This is a genomic window from Stenotrophomonas sp. STEN018 (assembly GCF_056760235.1).
In genome coordinates this window covers 19,223-38,082 of the sequence record NZ_JBRREK010000029.1, presented here as the reverse complement: position 1 = coordinate 38,082, position 18,860 = coordinate 19,223, and the positions used below count along the sequence as shown (strand labels likewise).

General features: G+C 63.9%; 16 protein-coding genes and 1 pseudogene. 5 read left to right on the top strand and 12 right to left on the bottom strand.

What is annotated here, in order from left to right:
• Positions 1–10: 10 nt before the first annotated feature.
• Positions 11–655, bottom strand: coding sequence for a histidine phosphatase family protein (locus ACVOMB_RS12465; protein ID WP_481518037.1), 645 nt, complete (start codon positions 653–655; stop codon positions 11–13).
• 298 nt (positions 656–953) lie between these two features.
• Here ACVOMB_RS12465 and ACVOMB_RS12460 point away from each other — a divergent pair, with 298 nt between their 5' ends.
• A complete protein-coding gene (locus ACVOMB_RS12460; protein ID WP_481531471.1) occupies positions 954–1,826 on the top strand; it encodes a type II toxin-antitoxin system RelE/ParE family toxin in 873 nt (290 codons plus the stop codon).
• 348 nt (positions 1,827–2,174) lie between these two features.
• Here ACVOMB_RS12460 and ACVOMB_RS12455 read toward each other — a convergent pair whose 3' ends face one another.
• The gene (locus tag ACVOMB_RS12455; protein WP_481531470.1) at positions 2,175–4,340 is read right to left on the bottom strand and encodes a S46 family peptidase; all 2,166 of its coding nucleotides are present in this window, start codon (positions 4,338–4,340) and stop codon (positions 2,175–2,177) included.
• A gap of 135 nt (positions 4,341–4,475) precedes the next feature.
• Between ACVOMB_RS12455 and tdh the strand changes: the two genes are divergently transcribed.
• Complete coding sequence (tdh, locus tag ACVOMB_RS12450; protein ID WP_481531469.1) at positions 4,476–5,510, top strand: L-threonine 3-dehydrogenase; 1,035 nt, start codon at positions 4,476–4,478, stop codon at positions 5,508–5,510.
• Positions 5,511–5,734: 224 nt separating this feature from the next.
• On the opposite strand, the gene ACVOMB_RS12445 is transcribed toward tdh, so the two are convergent.
• From ACVOMB_RS12445 to ACVOMB_RS12420, 6 genes and pseudogenes are all read right to left on the bottom strand, one after another.
• On the bottom strand, positions 5,735–6,484 hold the full coding sequence (locus ACVOMB_RS12445; RefSeq protein ID WP_481531468.1) for a TorF family putative porin: 750 nt from the start codon (positions 6,482–6,484) through the stop codon (positions 5,735–5,737).
• A gap of 120 nt (positions 6,485–6,604) precedes the next feature.
• Positions 6,605–7,648: a sulfate/molybdate ABC transporter ATP-binding protein gene (locus tag ACVOMB_RS12440; RefSeq protein ID WP_481531467.1), complete on the bottom strand. Its 1,044-nt coding sequence runs from the start codon at positions 7,646–7,648 to the stop codon at positions 6,605–6,607.
• Positions 7,649–7,655: 7 nt separating this feature from the next.
• Positions 7,656–8,525, bottom strand: a pseudogene (gene cysW, locus ACVOMB_RS12435) (sulfate ABC transporter permease subunit CysW); the annotation flags it as partial.
• Positions 8,526–8,593: 68 nt separating this feature from the next.
• On the bottom strand, positions 8,594–9,418 hold the full coding sequence (cysT, locus tag ACVOMB_RS12430) for a sulfate ABC transporter permease subunit CysT (RefSeq protein WP_481531466.1): 825 nt from the start codon (positions 9,416–9,418) through the stop codon (positions 8,594–8,596).
• A gap of 36 nt (positions 9,419–9,454) precedes the next feature.
• A complete protein-coding gene (locus tag ACVOMB_RS12425) occupies positions 9,455–10,477 on the bottom strand; it encodes a sulfate ABC transporter substrate-binding protein (RefSeq protein WP_481531465.1) in 1,023 nt (340 codons plus the stop codon).
• Between the two features lie 12 nt (positions 10,478–10,489).
• On the bottom strand, positions 10,490–11,917 hold the full coding sequence (locus ACVOMB_RS12420; protein WP_481531464.1) for an OprO/OprP family phosphate-selective porin: 1,428 nt from the start codon (positions 11,915–11,917) through the stop codon (positions 10,490–10,492).
• 161 nt (positions 11,918–12,078) lie between these two features.
• On the opposite strand from ACVOMB_RS12420, the gene kbl reads away from it, so the two are divergent.
• Complete coding sequence (gene kbl, locus ACVOMB_RS12415) at positions 12,079–13,293, top strand: glycine C-acetyltransferase (RefSeq protein WP_481531463.1); 1,215 nt, start codon at positions 12,079–12,081, stop codon at positions 13,291–13,293.
• A gap of 350 nt (positions 13,294–13,643) precedes the next feature.
• Here the strand turns inward: kbl and ACVOMB_RS12410 are convergent, their stop codons facing one another.
• From ACVOMB_RS12410 to ACVOMB_RS12395, 4 genes are all read right to left on the bottom strand, one after another.
• Positions 13,644–13,940 carry a hypothetical protein gene (locus ACVOMB_RS12410; RefSeq protein WP_481531462.1) on the bottom strand — a complete coding sequence of 99 codons (297 nt, stop codon included), beginning with the start codon at positions 13,938–13,940 and terminating at the stop codon, positions 13,644–13,646.
• Positions 13,941–14,020: 80 nt separating this feature from the next.
• The gene (locus ACVOMB_RS12405; RefSeq protein WP_481531461.1) at positions 14,021–14,881 is read right to left on the bottom strand and encodes a pseudouridine synthase; all 861 of its coding nucleotides are present in this window, start codon (positions 14,879–14,881) and stop codon (positions 14,021–14,023) included.
• A gap of 26 nt (positions 14,882–14,907) precedes the next feature.
• Positions 14,908–15,405: a hypothetical protein gene (locus ACVOMB_RS12400; protein WP_481531460.1), complete on the bottom strand. Its 498-nt coding sequence runs from the start codon at positions 15,403–15,405 to the stop codon at positions 14,908–14,910.
• Between the two features lie 201 nt (positions 15,406–15,606).
• A complete protein-coding gene (locus ACVOMB_RS12395; RefSeq protein ID WP_481531459.1) occupies positions 15,607–16,710 on the bottom strand; it encodes an OmpA family protein in 1,104 nt (367 codons plus the stop codon).
• A gap of 383 nt (positions 16,711–17,093) precedes the next feature.
• Here ACVOMB_RS12395 and ACVOMB_RS12390 point away from each other — a divergent pair, with 383 nt between their 5' ends.
• A complete protein-coding gene (locus ACVOMB_RS12390) occupies positions 17,094–18,119 on the top strand; it encodes a zinc-binding alcohol dehydrogenase family protein (RefSeq protein ID WP_481531458.1) in 1,026 nt (341 codons plus the stop codon).
• Positions 18,120–18,211: 92 nt separating this feature from the next.
• Positions 18,212–18,829, top strand: a complete 618-nt coding sequence (gene yczE / locus ACVOMB_RS12385; protein WP_481531457.1) for a membrane protein YczE — start codon at positions 18,212–18,214, stop codon at positions 18,827–18,829.
• The last annotated feature ends 31 nt before the right edge of the window (positions 18,830–18,860 follow it).

The window sequence follows — 18,860 nt, the reverse complement described above, 5'->3', positions numbered from 1 at the left end:
CCTCGTCCGATTACAGCGCGCGGTGCTTGGCTTCACCAAAGAACGGGGTGTGGTGGGCACAGTCGTTCAGGCGCACCACTTCCAGGTGCTCGACGTCTGGGCCTTCCAGCAGGTTCAGCGTGGTCGGGGCCTGGCGGAAGCTCCACAGCTTGGAAATCGGCAGACCGAGGATCTTGCACAGAATGACGCGGTTGACCGCGTCATGCGCGACCACCAGCAAGGTATCGTCTTCACCCAGCCCTTCGGCGGCGGCGGTCAGACCACGCCAGCTGCGGTCCAGCACTTGGCGCAGTGATTCGCCGCCGGGCATCAGCACGGTGTCGGGTTCCTCGCGCCAGGCGCGCAGGCGTGCCGGGTCTTTTTCGTCGATCTCGCTGGCGAGCAGGCCTTCCCACTCGCCATGGGCGATCTCCTGCAGATCCGGCTCGGTCAGCAACATGGCTTCGCGCGCACTGCCCAATGCAGCCTTGGCGGTAGCCTGCGCACGGCTCAGCGGCGAGGCCACGGCGCGGGTGATCTGCACATCAGCCAACCGCTCACCCAAGGCTTTTGCCTGGGCCTCACCCACCGGCGAGAGAGGAATGTCGATCTGGCCCTGATAGCGGCCTTCGGCGTTCCACGGCGTTTCGCCGTGACGGGCAAGCAGGATGCGCATGCAGCTGTTTCCATTGTGGTGGGAGTCCCCGCCAGCTGTCCGCGGCGGGAGGGGCATCATAGCCCGGCCGTGCGCCGATACCGCCCACGGTTACCTTCGATACGGATCCAGCGCCGGCAACTGAACCAACTGTGCCCGCAATTTGCCGCAGCTGCCTGACCTAACCGCAGCAGTAACGGGCAACAGCACTGACGGCACGGTTGTGTGCCGGGCACAGGCGTTACCATGCCGGTTCCCTATCGGTGGCACGGCGTGACTTCCGCACGAGGGCAGCAACCTCAAGGCCCCAGAACGCGGCATGACCAGCACTCCCAGTTCTCCCAAGCAGTTCAAATTCAAGCTCTGGCATGAACGCCGCGACCGCTGGGCCGCGGTGCTGATAACGGCCGTGCTACATGTGCTGATGCTGTTGCTGCTGATGTACTCCAACCCACCAGTGGTTTCCTCGCCGCAGGGCTCATCGGGCGGCGGCCGGACCAAGGTCGATTTCGTCGGCGAGGCACCGCCGTCCACGCAGCCAAGCAAGGTGCCGCCGCAGGACAAACCCGACAAGACCACGCGCTCCAAGCCCAAGCCAACCACGCATAGACGCAGCGAGGACCGCAAGCCAGTGCCGGAGGCGCGCTACATCGAGCCGCCGAGCGAGCCGGAGCAGGAAGAAACCAAGACCCAGGACCAGGCCCAGACTCCAGCCGCACCCGCAGCTGCAGCCAGCCCGTCGGAAACCGTGCCGCGGCGTCCGCAGACCTGGACCGGGCGCCCGCCCGGTTCGCTGGACAGGACCACCGCGCAGGACGATTACGGTCGCTCGGCTGGCCAAGGCAATGACAGCGGCAAACGCGTCGACCGCAGCGCCGGAGCACCGGCCATGGAAGTCGGCGGCTACCAGATCGTCTACGACCTGCTCAGCGAGGAAAAGCTGCGCGCATGGATGGACAGTGCCAAGGAAGTGGATGGCAAGAAGGAACTGTCGATCCCGCTGCCCGGCACCACCTACCTGATGGTCTGCCCGGCCGAGGTTGCGCTGCGTCGTGGCTCCAGCAAATGCCGCATGCTTCAGGCCGGCTCGCCCGAGCTGCAGGACATCGGCGATGCCCGCCAGTTCGTCATCGTGATGTATGTCTACCGCTACGGCGAACTGCTGTGGCGAGGGCCCGGCCCGTACCGCTGAGCTGATGCGTGGTGGGGGGGGGGGGCGCGGGGGCCCGCGGCCCGGGCGCCGCCCCCCAGCCCGCCGGCGGGCGCGCGCAAGCGGGACCGAGGGCGGGGGGGGGGGGGGGGGCCCCGCCCGGCCGCGGGGGGTGGTGGGGGGCCCCCCCCCCCGGCCCCCCCCTCCCCCCCCGGCCCCCCCCCCCCCGCCCCCGCCCCCCCCACTACAGTCGCGAAGGCATGGCTGAGTCGGCGGCGAAGAGCCAACCCCTCCCCAGCCCTCCCCTTCGCTACGCGAAAGGGAGGGAGCAAAAACAAAAGCCCGGACGGTTTCCCGTCCGGGCTTCTATTTGAACCACGCAACTCGAGCTTACTTCGAGGCGGCGTCCATTTCCTTCAGCAGCTGCGGCGCTGGTGCCACTTCCTGCATGATCCAGCGCATGTAACGCTCGTCCACCGAGATCATGCGGGTCATAACCGGGTCGAACACCCAGTTGCTGGCGACCGATTCCCAGATGCCGTCGAACGCCAGACCAACCAGGCGACCGTGTGCATCCAGCACCGGCGAGCCGGAATTGCCGCCGGTGATGTCCAGGTCGGACAGGAAGTTCACCGGCACGCTGCCGATACGCTTGTCTTCAAAGCCGCCATAGCGCTTGGCCTTGACCGCATCGATCAGCGCCTGCGGCGAGTCGAACGGGTCCTTTCCGGTTTCCTTGGCGACGATGCCTTCCAGGTCGGTGAAGGCCGGCTGCACCTTGCCGTCCAGGCCGGTGTAACCCTTCACGTTGCCGAAGGTGATGCGCAGCGACAGGTTGGCGTCCGGGTAAACGAACTCACCCTTGGTCTTCTTGTAGTCAGCAATGGCCTGCAGGAACAGCGGGCGTGCGACCAGCTCTTCGCCCGTGCGCAGCTTGCGCTGGTGCTCCAGTTCCAGCAGCGCCGGCATCACTGCCACCGCGTACTGGATGGCCGGATCCTTGCTGGCTTCGAATGCAGCCTTGTCGGCGCCGAACCACTTCAGGCGCTCGTCCAGGCTGCCCAGCTTGGAGCCGTCCAGACGCGCGACGGTTGCATCAACCGCCTTGGCATCAACGCCGCCAATCCACTTGTCGAAGGCCGACAGGTGCTGGCCCGCCGGCAGCTGCACGTACTGCTGCAGCCAGTACTGCTGGAACTGACGATCCATGGCCGGCACGTAGCGGCGGTCCATCTGCTTCAGGCCGCCTTCGATGGTCGGCAGATCGCGTTCCTGGTAACCCTCTTCGCGCTGCGCGTCCGGCTTGGCCTTCTCGATCGCCAGGCGGTACAGGCGCACGGCGGTGCCGAGGGTGCCGGTGCGGTTGAGCATTGCCAGGTTCAGGTCACGCGCCTGATTGGCACGCGACTGCTGGCCCAGCGTCTGCAGCTGTGCGAACGCATCCAGCGCCGGCTTGCCGGCAGCGCCCTGGCCACGCAGCCATTCCAGCACCGCGGTTTCTGCGGCCTGCTTCTGGCCCAGCACGTTGTTGCGCTTGAAGCCGTCCAGCTGACCGTCGTAGTTCTTGCTGGTGTTGTTCCAGCTGGCCATGTTGGACGCGTACTTGACCGCGATGTCCTGGTTGTCCTTGCTGGCCGCTTCGACCATCGCGATCTGGTCCTTGTAGGCCTTGGCGATCGACGGGTAGGTCCAGGTGGCGGTGTTCTCGAATTCGCTGACCAGCGCATAGCGGTCGGTGCGGCCCGGGTAACCGGCCACCATCACGAAATCGCCCTCGCCCAGCGGCTGGTTGGCCAGCTTCAACCAATGCTTGGGCTGGTACGGCACGTTGTCGGCGGCGAATGCAGCCGGCTTGCCGTCCTTGCCGACGTAGGCGCGGTAGAACGAGAAATCGCCGGTGTGGCGCGGCCACATCCAGTTGTCGACGTCACCGCCGAACTTGCCGACGCTGCCCGGGGGCGCATAGGCCAGGCGCACGTCCTTGATTTCCATGTTCTTGAACAGGCGGTAGGTGTTGCCGCCGGAGAAGCTGTACAGGGTGCAGCTGTAGGCGTCGTCGGTTTCGCAGGCGGCGATGGCCTGCTTCTCGAAGGCTTCCAGCGCCTGGGTGCGCTTGAGCGGGTCGTTGCCGGCGCCAGCGATGGCGGCCTTGACCTGGGTGGTGACGTCGGTGATGTCGTCCAGCACGTAGATGCGGGCGTTCGGGCCAGCGCTCAGTTCGTCCTTCAGGGTCGGCGCGTTGAAGCCGTCCTTGATCAGGTTCTTCTCGGCGGTGGAGTTCAGCTGGATCGAGCCGTAAGCGCAATGGTGGTTGGTCACCACCAGACCCTGCGGCGAAACGAAGCTGGCAGTGCAGCCACCCAGCGCAACCACCGCGCCCATCGGGTCGCCGGTCAGGTTGGCCAGCTGCTGCGGGTCCAGCTTCAGACCCGCCTGCTTCAGCGGGCCGGCAATTTCAGGCAGCTGCTGCGGCACCCACATGCCTTCGGCAGCCTGCGCGGTTTGGGCCAGGCCCAGGCCCGCAATGATGGAAAACGCAAGAAAATTCAGGCGCATATGGCAATACCGAAAGTTTGGAACGGCCGATTGTAGCGGCTGCAACTGTCCACCGCCCCTGTCATCGGTCAGTACCGGGCGGTTACGGCTGAAAGCTTATAATCGCCCTCTTTCCCCACACTGCGGTCTCCTGCAATGGCACAGACGATGAAGGCGCTGGTGAAGCGCGAAGCGACCAAGGGCATCTGGATGGAAGAGGTGCCGGTGCCTACGCCGGGCCCGAACCAGGTGCTGATCAAGCTGGAAAAGACTGCCATCTGTGGCACCGACCTGCACATCTACCTGTGGGACGAGTGGAGCCAGCGCACCATCAAGCCGGGCCTGACCATCGGCCACGAGTTTGTCGGCCGCATCGCCGAGATCGGCCCGGGCGTGACCGGCTATGAAGTCGGCCAGCGCGTGTCGGCCGAGGGCCACATCGTCTGCGGCCACTGCCGCAACTGCCGTGGCGGCCGCCAGCACCTGTGCCCGAACACCGTCGGCATCGGCGTCAATGTCAACGGCGCCTTCGCCGAATACATGGTCATGCCCGCAACCAACCTGTGGCCGATCCCGGACCAGATCCCATCCGAGCTGGCTGCGTTCTTCGATCCCTACGGCAACGCCGCGCATTGCGCGCTGGAGTTCGACGTGATCGGCGAAGACGTGCTGATCACCGGCGCAGGCCCGATCGGCATCATTGCTGCCGGCATCTGCAAGCACATCGGTGCACGCAATGTGGTGGTCACCGACGTCAATGATTTCCGCCTGAAGCTGGCCGCCGACATGGGCGCCACGCGCGTGGTGAACGTCGCCAACCAGTCGCTGAAGGACGTGATGGCCGAACTGCACATGGAGGGCTTCGACGTAGGCCTGGAAATGAGCGGCAACCCGCGCGCCTTCAACGACATGCTCGACTGCATGTACCACGGCGGCAAGATCGCCATGCTCGGCATCATGCCGCGCGGTGCCGGTTGCGACTGGGACAAGATCATCTTCAAGGGCCTGACCGTGCAGGGCATCTACGGCCGCAAGATGTACGAGACCTGGTACAAGATGACCCAGCTGGTGCTGGGCGGTTTCCCGCTGGGTAAGGTGATGACCCACCAGTTGCCGGTGGACCGTTTCCAGGAAGGTTTCGACCTGATGGAACAGGGCAAGGCCGGCAAGGTCGTGCTGAGCTGGAATTGATCACCGACAGGTGACAAGCGAAAGGCGCCGTAAGGCGCCTTTCGCCTATATGCGGACAGCGGGGTTTGTGGGAGCGGCGTAAGCCGCGAAGCTGGGCGCAATGAAGTGCCCGGCATGTTGGCCACCTGATAGACCATCAGCCTCGCGGCTTACGCCGCTCCCACAAAAAAAAGGGCAAAGAAAAGGCGCCCTTCGGCGCCTCTTCTTTTTTCATCACATTTGGATCAGGGCACGTCGACCGACACGCTGAACACCACGCCTGGCTTGTAGGTATCCGAGCCGCGACGCAGGTCGGCAGCATCCGAACCGAAGGTGTCGTAGTAACCCAGGGTTGCGGTGGCCGGGCCGAAACCCTTGGACACTGACACCGAGCCATCGAAGTAATCCGAACGACGCGGCCATTCGTTGGCCTTTTCCTTGATGCTGGTATAGCCAGCCGAAGCACCCACCGAGAAACCGTTGCCAATCTCGTAGCTGGCATCCACAGCAGCATAGATCTGCTCGGCGCCGCTATTGCTGTAGTCGTCGGCGTAACCCAGCAGGCCACTGACGACCACCGGGCCCTTCCAGGTCACCTTGGCCAGGTATTCGTTGTAATCGATGTCACCGTAGCCGCTGGAAGCGCTGGTGTAGGTGTAGCGGTTAACGCCCAGGTCCAGGTTCCAGCTGTCGGACAGGTCCTTGCTCCAGCCGATGTTGTAATCGACTTCGAAGTTCGGGCCGCCTTCGCCGAAATCAACATTCGAGCCCCACACGGTGGCATACAGGCCGAACGGTGCGGTGTAGGTGGCACCTGCCTGGAAAGCCGGCTCATTGTCGGTCTGCGACACGCCACGGAACACGTAGTCGGTGGTCACGCCAAAGCTGGCGCTGAACGGAGAGGTGGACTCCTCACTCTCCTGGGCACTGACGGCAAACGGAACGGACAACAGGGCGGCGCAGGCCACGGCGACAAGACGCTTGTTGTGCATCATGCAGATCTCTCCAGGAAGTGGGGGTACCGGGATAGGACAAATCCCGATTCACAAATATTTAACCGCAATTATATTGCGATGCAACATCTATTTCACCCCAACCACCCAGCCCTGCCCTATTCAGCCCGCAGCTGCCGGAAAGACCCCGTAACGACGGGCCCCGAGTCGGATTGACTGACCCGCCGCATAAGCCGGCGAGCCGGCTGGCAATTCCACTTCCAACTCGGTGGTTGCGCCAGCCAGGCGCGCGCGCAGACGCTGGCGCGGACCACTGCGCTGCACCAGCCCGACCGTGGCCTGCCAGTGGCCATCGGCCTCGACCACCAGATCCTCGGGCCGCACAAATACTTCCAACGCCTCGCCCTCCGGCACTGAGCTGGTGCGCGGCCACTGTGCCCCGGCCACTTCCAGCGTCTGGCCCTGCGCGCGTGCTGGCAGCCGGTTGGCCTCACCGACAAAGCCATAGACGAACGGTGACGCAGGCTGATCGTAAACCTCGCCCGGTGTACCCACCTGTTCGATGCGGCCACGGTTGAGGATGGCGACACGATCGGCCAGCTCCAGTGCCTCTTCCTGATCGTGGGTGACGAATACCGTGGTCAGCCCGGTGCGGTCGTGCAGTTCACGCAACCAACGGCGCAGGTCACGCCGCACCTGCGCATCCAGCGCGCCGAACGGCTCATCCAGCAGCAGTACGCGCGGCTCGATGGCCAGCGCGCGGGCCAGCGCCACCCGCTGCCGTTGACCACCGGACAGCTGCGCCGGGTAGCGCCCGCCCAGCCCATCGAGTTGTACCAGCGCCAGCAACTCATCAACCTTGGCGTCGATGCGTGCCTTCGGCCAACGCTCGGCGCCGCGCCGCACTTCCAGCCCGAAGGCGATATTGCGGCGCACGTCCAGGTGCTTGAACAAGGCGTAATGCTGGAACACGAAGCCGGCACGGCGTGCCTGCACGCTCAAACCGGTGGCGTCCTCACCATCGAACAGAATCTCACCACGCTCGGGATGTTCCAAGCCGGCCAGTGCGCGCAGCAACGTTGTTTTCCCAGAGCCCGATGGACCCAGCAGCGCCAGCAGCTCACCACTGCGGATATCCAGACTGACGCCATCCAGCGCCGGGAACGTGCCGTACTGCTTGCCCAGGTTGTGTATGCGGATGTTCATTACGACCTCAATGACGATGGGCGGCGGCCAGCGATTGACCGTGGCGCCACTCCAGGAAAGATTTCACCACCAGCGTCAGCAAGGCGGTGGCGGCCAGCAGCGAGGCGCAGGCAAAGGCGGCGCTGTAGGCGTATTCGTTGTAGAGAATTTCAACGTGCAACGGCAGCGTATTGGTGCGACCGCGGATATGCCCGGACACCACCGACACCGCACCAAACTCACCCATCGCCCGCGCGCTGCACAACAGCACGCCGTACAGCAGGCCCCAGCGGATGTTCGGCAAGGTCACCTTCCAGAACATCTGCCAGGCATTGGCACCCAGGGTCAGCGCTGCCAGTTCTTCATCACTGCCCTGCTGCTCCATCAAGGGCATCAGTTCGCGGGCAATGAAGGGAAAGGTCACGAACACCGTGGCCAGTACGATGCCGGGTATCGCAAACACGATGCGTGGCAGCTGCAGCAGGGTTTCGCCCAGCACCGGCAGGTGCAGGCGTAGTCCGTCCTCGATCATCGGCCAGAACCAACCATCGCGGCCGAACAACAGGATGAAGACCAGACCCGCCACCACCGGCGATACCGAGAACGGCAGATCGATCAGGGTCACCAGCCAGCGTTTGCCCGGGAAGCTGTGCTTGCTCACCACCCAGGCTGCGGCGACGCCGAAGAGCAGGTTTAAGGGCACGACTATTGCCGTCACCAATAGCGTGAGGCGAATCGCCGACAAGGCATCCGGATCACGGACCGCATTCCAGAACGCCAGCACACCACCACGCAACGCCTCGACGAACACCAGCACCAGCGGCAGCAGCAGAAACGACAGTAGAAAACCCAACGCACCAAGAATCAGCAGCACCTGTACCCAACGCGGCTCGCTGGTCACCTGCTGCGGCTTGGCCACACGCTCACTACGGTCCATGCTCACCGACAACTCCGACAACAACTCATTCATCGCGCGCCCCTGCGTTGCAGCCGCGCCTGCAAGGTATTGACCAGCAGCAGCAGCACGAACGACAGCAACAACATCGCACCGGCAATCGCGGTGGCACCGGCGTAATCAAATTCTTCCAGACGGATGGTGATCAGCAGCGGCGCGATCTCGGTGACGCTGGGCATGTTGCCGGCGATGAAGATCACCGAACCGTACTCACCCACACCACGCGCGAACGCCAATGCAAAGCCGGTCAGCATCGCCGGCCACAGGCTCGGCAGCACTACCCGCACGATGGTCTGAAAACGCGTCGCCCCGAGTGTGGCCGAGGCCTCCTCGAACTCGCGCTCGGCTTCGGCCAATACCGGCTGCACGATGCGCACCACGAATGGCAGGCCGACAAACACCAACGCCACCACGATGCCCAGCGGCGTGTATGCCACCTTGATGCCCAACGGCTCCAGCCATTGTCCTATCCAGCCCTGCCCGCCATACAGCGCAGTCAAGGCGATGCCGGCCACGGCGGTGGGCAAGGCAAACGGCAGATCGATCATCGCGTCGAACAGGCGCCGGCCGGGGAAGTTGTAGCGCACGAACACCCACGCTACCCACGTACCCATCACCGTATTGAACGCGGCCGCCGCAAACGCGGTGCCGAAGCTCAAGCGCAGCGCGGCCAGTACGCGCGGCTCGGTCCATATCTGCCAGATGCCGCCCAGTCCCAACCCTGCCGCTTTCAGGAATACGCCCAGCAGTGGGATCAGGACGATCAGCCCCAACCAGAACAAGGTGATGCCCATACCAAGACCAAAGCCGGGGAGTACCCGGCGTTGGCTTCGCACACGTGTTTGCAGTGTTTGCGCAGTTGCTGACACGGTCTACTTGCTCGCTTGGATCTGATCGAAGACGCCGCCATCGGCGAAGTGCTCGGCCTGCGCCCTGCCCCACGAACCAAAGGCACTGCGGATGGTGACCAACTGCACCTGCGGGAAGCGGGCAACGTCGGCCGGTGCCGCGTATTGCGGCGAGCGCGGACGGTAGTAATGACGCGCGGCGATGCGCTGGCCTTCCGGCGAGTACAGGTATTGCAGATAGGCCTGGGCGACATCGCGGGTGCCGTGACGGTCGACGTTGCGATCCAGCAGCGCTACCGACGGTTCGGCAAGGATCGACAGCTTGGGCACCACGATCTCGAACTTGTCCGGACCCAGTTCCTCCTGGGCGAGGAAGGCTTCGTTTTCCCAGGCCAACAACACATCACCAATACCGCGTTGGACAAAAGTCGTCGTGGCGCCGCGCGCACCGGTATCAAGCACCGGCACATTGCGGAACAGCGCGCGCATATAGTTCAGGATCTTGTCGCGGTCACCCTTGAAGATGTGATCAGCGTAGGCCCAGGCGGCCAGATAGTTCCAACGCGCACCGCCGGAGGTTTTCGGGTTCGGCGTCACCACCGATACGCCGCTGCGCAGCAGGTCCGGCCAATCGCGGATGCCCTTGGGGTTGCCCTTGCGCACCAGGAAGACAATCGTCGAGGTGTAGGGCGCGCTGTTTTCCGGCAGGCGGCTTTCCCAGTTGGCCGGCAGCAGCTTGGCCTTGTCGGCGATGGCGTCCACGTCATAGGCCAGCGCCAGGGTGACGACGTCGGCTTCAATGCCGTCGATCACCGTGCGCGCCTGCTTGCCGGAGCCGCCGTGCGAGGTTTCGATGGTGACGTTGTCGCCCTTGGTTTCCTTCCAGTGCTTGGCGAAGGCGGCGTTGAAGTCGCGGTACAGCTCGCGGGTCGGGTCATAGGAAACATTGAGCAACTGCACATCACGCGCAAATGCGGCGCCGGCGCTCAAGGTCAGGGCGAACGCCAGTGCTGCTGTGGCAAGGCGGGCTATATAGGAATGCGTCATCAGGGCTCTCCGTCAGAAGGAAACTTGCAGGCGCGAGAAAACAGCTTTTTCATCAGGCAACTTCGCGCCAGCGGAAGCCGCATCAAAACTGCTGTGCAGATAGTTGGTCGCCAGCTTGAGGTTGGCGGTCAGGTACCAGTTGGCACCCACCGTCCACGAACGGACCTGCGAGGCCGACACGGTTGGATCGGCATAGAACGGGAACGCCGCATCATCGATCTGCAGTTCACCGTAGCGCGCAGTCAGCTCCACCGCGCCATGTCCACCGTTGGCGCCGAACGGGCGCGACGGCGTGACCCCGCGATAGCTGGCATCCTCACCGGTCAGCACATAGCTGGCAGTGGCCTGCCAGGCGCGGTTGTCCAAGCGCTTGCGGATGCCATTGCGTGCAACCTCCTGTTCCGAAGCGATGTACTCGGCCTGCAGGCCCAGTCCATTGCGGTAGAACCAGCCCTGCGGCGACCAGCGGCGGTGTTCGCCATCAGCAACCACTGCACTGCGATAAGCAAAGAACGTGGCCTGGCCCGGCGTGCGATAGCGCGGCAGGAAGTTGTTGCCGCTGCCATGCTTTTCGCCAGTGCTTGCACCAAGGCCGAAGCCCAGACCTGCCCATGCGCTGTCGCTGCCCTTCAGCGGCTCGAAGAACACGCGTCCTGCATATTCGAAGTCGTCATCCGGATTGCTGGTGATCGCATCGCGACCATCAACGGTGCCGTTGAACACGCCCAGCGCATAGCTGAACTTGCCCTTGGCCACTTCGCCCTGCAGCTGCACGCCGAGGTCGCGGTTCGGCGCCAATTCGCTGGCCAGCGCGCGTTCGACATCGACCAAGGCCGAGGACGACTGCAGACGTTCCAGACCGACCGGCGAGGTGAACTTACCCACCCGCACCGTATAGGCAGGATCGAAACGCAGATCGGCATAGGCATCGACGATGCTGGCACTATCACCGGCGAACTCCGGAGTGAAGCGATAGGCGACCAGCTTGCCCAGCGAGCCCTCCAAGGTGGGTCGTGCGGTGCGCAGCAGGAAGGTGTCGTTCTGGTTGGCATCGCCGCCCACGAACACGCGGGCATCACCTTGCAGCAGACCGCGCAGCTTCAACTCGTAATTGCCATCGCCGGATTTGAACGAGGCACCCTTCTGGTCGATGGCAATCTTCGGTGCGCTCTTGGCGGCGGCAACCCGCTCTTCTTCCGCCAGCTCAAGGCGGCGCTCGAGGATGCGCAGGCGCTGGTCCAGATCGGCCAGGCCTACGCCTTCGCTTGCCCCATCGCTGACGCCGGCCAGCCGCTCCAACCGCTGCAGGCGCTCCTGCAACTGCTCCACGGTGAGTTGCTGCGCCTGCGCCGATGACCCCGCCCCACACGCCGCCAGGGCCAGGCTGAGGGACAACAGCTTCCTGGATGGCAGGGTGAATGGGGGGCGTGTGAAGGTCATCGGCGTCTCCTGGTGGGTGGGTGTGCAGTCGATGCTGCGGGTGCACACCCATTACCGAGAAATGACTTAGGCCGCCGCGCTTATAGCCTTTGTGCATGACGACAACGCCGGGACACGGGGAAGGCTAAAATTGGCGTTCCACTTGACCGCAAGACCCTGCCATGACCGAAACCGCGAACATCTCCCCGCTGACCCGGCACTACGCCGAGGAACTGGACGCCATCCGCGCGCAGGGGCTGTTCAAGTCCGAACGCATCATCACCAGCCCGCAGTCAGCCGAGATCACCCTCGACGACGGCCGCACGGTGCTGAACTTCTGTGCCAACAACTACCTTGGCCTGGCCGATCACCCGGACCTGATCCAGGCCGCCAAGGACGCACTGGACAGCCACGGCTTCGGCATGGCCTCGGTGCGCTTCATCTGCGGCACCCAGGACCTGCACAAGCAATTGGAGAAGCAGATTGCCGAGTTCTTCGGCAAGGACGACACCATCCTCTACGCCGCCTGCTTCGATGCCAACGGCGGCCTGTTCGAGCCGCTGCTGGGCGAGAACGACGCGATCATTTCCGACGCGCTGAACCACGCCTCCATCATCGATGGCGTGCGCCTGTGCAAGGCCAAGCGCTTCCGCTACGCCAACTGCGACATGGCCGATCTGGAAGCACAGCTGCAAGCCGCTGATGCGGCTGGCTGCAAGACCAAACTGATTACCACCGACGGCGTTTTCTCGATGGACGGCTTCATCGCCCCGCTCGATGAGATCACCGCGCTGGCCAAGAAGTACGGCGCGCTGGTGCATATCGACGAATGCCACGCCACCGGCTTCCTCGGCGCCACTGGCCGCGGTTCGGCCGAAGTGAAGGGTGCGCTCGACAAGATCGACATCATCACCGGCACCCTGGGCAAGGCCATGGGTGGCGCACTGGGCGGCTTCACCTGCGCCAGCGCCGAGGTCGTCGAACTGCTGCGTCAGCGTTCGCGCCCCTACCTATTCTCCAACTCGCTGCCGCCACATGTGGTTGCTGCCGGCATCAAGGCGTTCGAGATGTTGGCTGCCGCCGATGACCTGCGTGAAACGCTGCGCGAGAACACCGCTTACTTCCGCGAGAAGATGACCGCCGCCGGTTTCGACGTAAAGCCGGGCGTGCACCCGATCAGCCCGGTGATGCTGTACGACGCACCGCTGGCGCAGAAGTTCGCCCAGCGCCTTCTGGAAGAAGGCATCTATGCGATCGGCTTCTTCTTCCCGGTGGTACCCAAGGGCCAGGCCCGCATCCGCACCCAGATCAGCGCCGCGCACAGCCGCGCGCACCTGGACCGCGCGATCGATGCCTTCACCCGGATTGGTCTGGAGCTGGGCGTGATCAAGGGCTGAGTGCTGCTGCCCTTGGTTTGAAACAAAACAGGCGCCCAAGGGCGCCTGTTTTTTTCTGTCCCGTAGTGCCGAGCCATGCTCGGCAGGGGCCTTACCGGTTTTCCCTGTAGTGCCGAGCCATGCTCGGCAGGGGCCTTACCGGTTTTCCCCGTAGTGGGGGGGGGGGGGGGGGGGGGGGGGGGGGGGGGGGCGGGGGGGCGGCGCCGGCGGAGGGGGGGGGGGAGGGGGAGGGTGTGTTGTGGGGGGGGGGGGGGGGGGGGGGCCCGCCCGCTCCCCCCCCCCCCCCCCCCCGCCGCCCGCCCCGCCCCCCCCCCCCCCCCCCCCCCCCCCCCCCCCCCCCCCCACTACAGTCAGTTCTTCTTTTTGGCAGGCGCGGCGGGCGCCGGTACGGCTGCGCCCTTGGCGACGCGGATGCCATTGGCCTTCATCCAGGCATCGAACTGATCGGCGCTCATCTTCTGCTCGCCCTGCTGCATCATGAAACGGTAATTGCCCAGTGCGTCCTTCTCGGCCAGCGGTGCTTCCACCCGCACTTCGATCGGCTTGTCGTTCTTTGCAGTCTTCTTGCCCGAAGAAGCACAACCGGCCAACACCGCAACCGAAGCCGCCATGAGAACGATGCCAGAGACGCGAGAGAGAGCTTGCATGGCAATAACCTCAAGGAATTAGAGTCGCAGTCTAATCCACCATCTTAGCTAGTGCAGCTATTTACCTGAATTTATTGAAATTAGTCACTCGCGCTGACATGCGCGATTTTGCTGGCAGCCTGCAGCGCATTCAGCTCGGCCTGGCTCAACTCCCGCCATTGGCCCTTGCCCAGCTCGCCCAACTGTACCGGCCCTATCGCAACCCGCATCAAGCGCAGCACTTCCAGCCCCAAGGCCTTGAGCAGACGCCGGATGTGGCGATTGCGGCCTTCATCCAGAACCACCTCCAGCCACGCGGTACGTTCGCCATGCCGCAGCAACTGTACCGAATGCGCCGCCAGGCGTTCACCTTCGTCGTCGATGCCCGCCTGCATGCGCTCGAGCAGCGCTGCATCGGGCACAAGATCCACCTGTACCCGGTAGGTTTTCAATGGGCCAGTGCTGGGCTCGGTGAGACGTGCCGCCCACTCCGGATCATTGCTGAAGAACAGCAGGCCTTCACTGGCCTTGTCCAAGCGCCCCACCGGCGCCATCCACGGCAGACCGGCACCTTCAAAGCACCGGTAGACGGTGTCGCGGCCCTGCTCGTCCTGCACCGTGGTGACCAGACCACGCGGCTTGTTCAAAGCCAGGTAGAGGCGCTTCGGCGCTGCCAGCGGCAAGCCGTCCAGCAACACCTGCTGGCGACCGGCAACCACCGGAAACTCCGGGTCACGCACCACCTTGCCATCCACACTGACGCGACCATCGAGCACCCGCCTTGCCGCCTCGGTGCGCGAGCACACGCCAGCCTTGGACAGCACCCGCGCCAGACCATGCCGAACCCCGGCCGGGGCGGCCTTGCCAGCGCGCGCAGCGTTGCGGGGCGCAGGCGAAAGCAAACGCCCGCCGGGCATTGCGCGGCGGGCGTGCGGGGGATACGGAGGCTTGGACGACGACATCGGGGCTGCGAGCGGCTGTTGCCGCCTTACTTGACCTCGGCAGCAGGCTGCGCGGCAGCCGGTGCTGCAGCCGGATCGGCCGCAACCGGACGCGCCTTGACCACGCGCACACCGCGCGCCTTCATCCAGGCATCGAACTCTTCGGCGGTCATCCGCTTGCCGTTCTGGCTCATATCAAAACGCCACGGCGTGTTGTCGAACTCGGTCTGCGGCTTGTAAGCAGCCGGATCGTTGGCGTTGATTGCCGGACGCGCCGGAATGGCGTTGGCGACGTTGTTGCAGCTCTCAACGCGCAGGCGCATCAGCACGCGATCCAGCGACTGCTCATCACCACCGGACGAGCTCAATACGCCCGACGGCATGCCCAGCTGGCCCGGGCGCACATACAGCTCCGAGGCCACCGGTGCGATCAGCGAGGTCGCCAGCGGCGCCGGCGTCACTGAACTGGCCGAACAATCCACGGCTGCATGGGCGGCAGGCACAAATGCCAGGGCGACAAGACCAGCCAGAGCGATACGCAGCATTGAATTTCCATTCGGCAAGTTAACGCGGCGAGTGTAGGCAGCGCCCGCAGCGCTTTCAACCGTTAAATGCGCACAAACTGCGATTACCCGCCGGCGTCACACAAATTGCGCTCCGAAAAAGTCGCCGACGCAAAAACAAACAAGGCCCGGCAGATGCCGGGCCTTGTTCTCAAACTGTAGTACTTGAACCGAAGCGTCCGATTAGTTCTGGACGTTCAGCTCGGTACGACGGTTCTTTGCGCGACCTTCCGGGTTGTCCGAACCATCAGCATTGGTGTTCGGAGCAATCGGACGGCTCTCGCCGTAGCCGATCGGGCCCTGCAGGCGCGACGCCGACACACCATTGGTGGTCAGGTAGTCGTACACAGCCTTGGCGCGACGCTCGGACAGCTTCTGGTTGTAAGCGTCGGTACCCTTGGAATCGGTGTGACCGGCAACTTCAACGCGCAGATCCGGGTAACGCTTCAGGATCTCGGTGGCTTCGCTCAGGATCGAAACAGCGTCCGGACGCAGGGTGGCCTTATCGAAATCGAAGTTGACGCCCTTCAGATCGATCGAGACCGGCACCGGGCAACCGTCCGGACCAATGGTCTGGCCAGGCTGCGAGTTCGGGCACTTGTCGTCGCAGTTGTTGACGCCGTCACCGTCGTCATCCAGGTCTGCGCAGCTCGGAGCAACCGGAGCCGGTGCCGGAGCAACAGCAGCGGTCGGAGCCGGGCCGAGCGGGATCACGACGCCAACCGAAGCCAGCACGTCACCGAACCAATCCTGGTTCTTGTGGCCGCCAACGGTCGGAGCAATGCTCTGGTCGTCGAAGTCAGCGCGGTAAGCCAGTTCAGCACGCACAGCGACGCGCTTTTCGAACGTGGTCTGCAGACCAACGCCGACCTTGGCAGCCAGATTGCCGTCCTTACGGTCGTTCAGCACGGCACCGGTCAGGTACTCTTCTTCCGACTTCTGGTAGCCCAGGCCTGCGAGCAGGTACGGGTTCCAGCCACGGCCTTCCTGGATGAAGTGGCGACGCAGGTCCAGCGAAACGCCGTACTGCGACCAGTTCTGGTCCTGGTTGTTGTCGAAGTTCGGGTTCTGATAGTTCAGTTCACCGTCCAGCGACCAGTTCGGGCTGATGAACTTGCCCAGACCCAGCGTAACGAACGGGGCATCATTGGTGCCACGGTCCTTGTCCTGGAAGTTGAAGCCGGCCGAACCGGTCAGGTACCAGCGGTCGTCAAATTCCTGAGCCGAAGCGGCCTGGGCGAAAGCCAGACCGCCGAGCAGCGCGGCAGTAAGGATCTTCTTGTTCATGAAATACAGCTCCTTGTTTCGGGGGTATGAAACCGGTAGAGGCATGGTCCAGCACAGCGATAATCATTCGTCGCGTTCAGAGACGGCCGTTTCCTCACGCCATCGCGGTGCACATTATGCGCTTGGCCGTGAAGACGATGTTAACAGGCTCGTAACAAATGGAGCGACCACCAGACCTCTACGTGTCCGGCTTGGCGCAACGTATACAGCTTGATCAAAGGACGCAAGAGTCAGCTATGGCAAGGCTTCCGGGGAAAATGCTGCGGCGCAGCTGATTTCATATGACAAACCCTTTATTAACGGGGCTTGCGCCGCCGGTTACCGCCAGCTGAATCGTTTGCTCGGTATGATGATTTTGCTCCCCCGCTACGGAACTTTTCCGCATGAAAGCAATCGGCCTTACCCGCTATCTCTCCATTGATGATCCGGACGCGCTGCTGGACCTGACCCTGCCGTCCCCCGCTGACCCGCATGGTCAGGACCTGCTTATTCAGGTTCGAGCTGTTTCGGTTAATCCGGTGGACACCAAACTGCGCGGCGCCAAACCAGGCGAGGAGAATCCACCACGGGTACTGGGCTTTGATGCCGCCGGCACCGTGGTCGCGATAGGCCCGGAAGTCACCGCGTTTGAAATTGGCGATGAGGTTTATTACGCCGGTGACGTCACCCGTCCGGGCTGCAACGCACAGCTGCAGTTGGTGGACGAGCGCCTGGTCGGACGCAAGCCAACCACGCTGGATTTCGCCGAAGCAGCAGCACTGCCACTGACCACACTTACTGCATGGGAACTGCTGTTCCAGCGCATGCCCTATCAACTGGATGGGCGCCGCAATGTCGGCAAGATCTTGTTGGTGATTGGCGGTGCCGGCGGTGTGGGCTCGATGGCGATTCAGCTTGGCCGTCATGCTGGTTTCACCGTTGTAGCCACCGCCTCCCGCCCGCAAAGCGTGCAATGGTGCCAGCAGATGGGGGCGACGCACGTAATCGATCATCGTCAGCCATTGGCAGCGCAACTGCAGGCACTGGGCATCAGCAGCGTGGATGCGGCACTCAACCTGGCCAATACAGATCTGTACTGGCAACAGCTGGGCGAACTGCTGGCGCCGCAAGGCCATGTCGGGCTCATCGTCGAGCCTGCCGGCGAGTTGCGTATCGGTGATCCCTATAAAGCAAAGTGCATCGGTATCCACTGGGAATTCATGTTTGCCCGCGCCCGCTTCCGCACTGCCGACATGATCGAGCAGCACCGCATCCTGACCCGCGCCGCCAGCCTGATCGACGCAGGCGAACTGCGCACCACCCTCAGTCAGCGCCTGGGCACGATCAACGCAGAGAACCTGCGCCAGGCCCACCGCCAGCTGGAAGCCGGCAGCACCATCGGCAAGCTGGCGCTGGAAGGCTGGGACTGAGCTGCACGCCACAGCACGTTGCGCCACCCAGAGGTGGCGCAACGCCTCTATCTATATGTCTGCGCAGCAGGCAGCACCTTGATCTCCCGACCATGCCTTCCCTGATACTTGTCTCGCGCCTGCTGCAACTGCTGCTGGGCCTGTTCCTGTTTGGTATCGCCTCTTCCTTGATGATCCGCGCCGGCATCGGCATCGCACCCTGGGACGTATTGAGCCAGGGCATCGCGCTGCGCAGCGGCTGGGGCTTCGGCCTGATCACCAACCTCGTTGGCGTCTGCGTACTACTCATGTGGCTGCCGCTACGGCAGAAACCCGGACTGGGCACCGTACTCAACGTGCTGTTGATCGGCCCCAGCGCGCAGCTGGGCCTGAATCTGCTGCCGGCAGCGCAGGGCCTGTTGTGGCAACTGCTGCTGTTCGCCGCAGGCCTGGTATTGCTGGCCGTGGCCACCGGGCTCTACATCGGTGCACGCTTTGGGCCCGGTCCACGCGATGGCCTGATGACCGGGTTGCACGCCCGCACCGGCTGGGCGATCTGGAAGGTGCGCACCTTGATTGAAGCCTGCGCACTGGCAGTGGGCTGGTGGCTGGGCGGCAATGTTGGCTGGGGCACCTTGGCGTTCGCCCTGCTGATCGGGCCGCTTTGCGGCATCACCCTGCCCTTGTTTGACCGACAGCCGCGACCGATAGCCACCGCGCCCGCGCCTTGATAAGGCAGTTGCGCACTCAACAAGGCCGGTG

Bases quoted from the DNA above. Each gene is read 5' to 3' on its own strand.
- ACVOMB_RS12465 (WP_481518037.1), bottom strand. From the start codon at position 655: ATGCGCATCCTGCTTGCCCGTCACGGCGAAACGCCGTGGAACGCCGAA.
- ACVOMB_RS12460 (WP_481531471.1), top strand. From the start codon at position 954: ATGACCAGCACTCCCAGTTCTCCCAAGCAGTTCAAATTCAAGCTCTGG.
- ACVOMB_RS12455 (WP_481531470.1), bottom strand. From the start codon at position 4,340: ATGCGCCTGAATTTTCTTGCGTTTTCCATCATTGCGGGCCTGGGCCTG.
- tdh (WP_481531469.1), top strand. From the start codon at position 4,476: ATGGCACAGACGATGAAGGCGCTGGTGAAGCGCGAAGCGACCAAGGGC.
- ACVOMB_RS12445 (WP_481531468.1), bottom strand. From the start codon at position 6,484: ATGATGCACAACAAGCGTCTTGTCGCCGTGGCCTGCGCCGCCCTGTTG.
- ACVOMB_RS12440 (WP_481531467.1), bottom strand. From the start codon at position 7,648: ATGAACATCCGCATACACAACCTGGGCAAGCAGTACGGCACGTTCCCG.
- ACVOMB_RS12425 (WP_481531465.1), bottom strand. From the start codon at position 10,477: ATGACGCATTCCTATATAGCCCGCCTTGCCACAGCAGCACTGGCGTTC.
- ACVOMB_RS12420 (WP_481531464.1), bottom strand. From the start codon at position 11,917: ATGACCTTCACACGCCCCCCATTCACCCTGCCATCCAGGAAGCTGTTG.
- kbl (WP_481531463.1), top strand. From the start codon at position 12,079: ATGACCGAAACCGCGAACATCTCCCCGCTGACCCGGCACTACGCCGAG.
- ACVOMB_RS12410 (WP_481531462.1), bottom strand. From the start codon at position 13,940: ATGCAAGCTCTCTCTCGCGTCTCTGGCATCGTTCTCATGGCGGCTTCG.
- ACVOMB_RS12405 (WP_481531461.1), bottom strand. From the start codon at position 14,881: ATGTCGTCGTCCAAGCCTCCGTATCCCCCGCACGCCCGCCGCGCAATG.
- ACVOMB_RS12400 (WP_481531460.1), bottom strand. From the start codon at position 15,405: ATGCTGCGTATCGCTCTGGCTGGTCTTGTCGCCCTGGCATTTGTGCCT.
- ACVOMB_RS12395 (WP_481531459.1), bottom strand. From the start codon at position 16,710: ATGAACAAGAAGATCCTTACTGCCGCGCTGCTCGGCGGTCTGGCTTTC.
- ACVOMB_RS12390 (WP_481531458.1), top strand. From the start codon at position 17,094: ATGAAAGCAATCGGCCTTACCCGCTATCTCTCCATTGATGATCCGGAC.
- yczE (WP_481531457.1), top strand. From the start codon at position 18,212: ATGCCTTCCCTGATACTTGTCTCGCGCCTGCTGCAACTGCTGCTGGGC.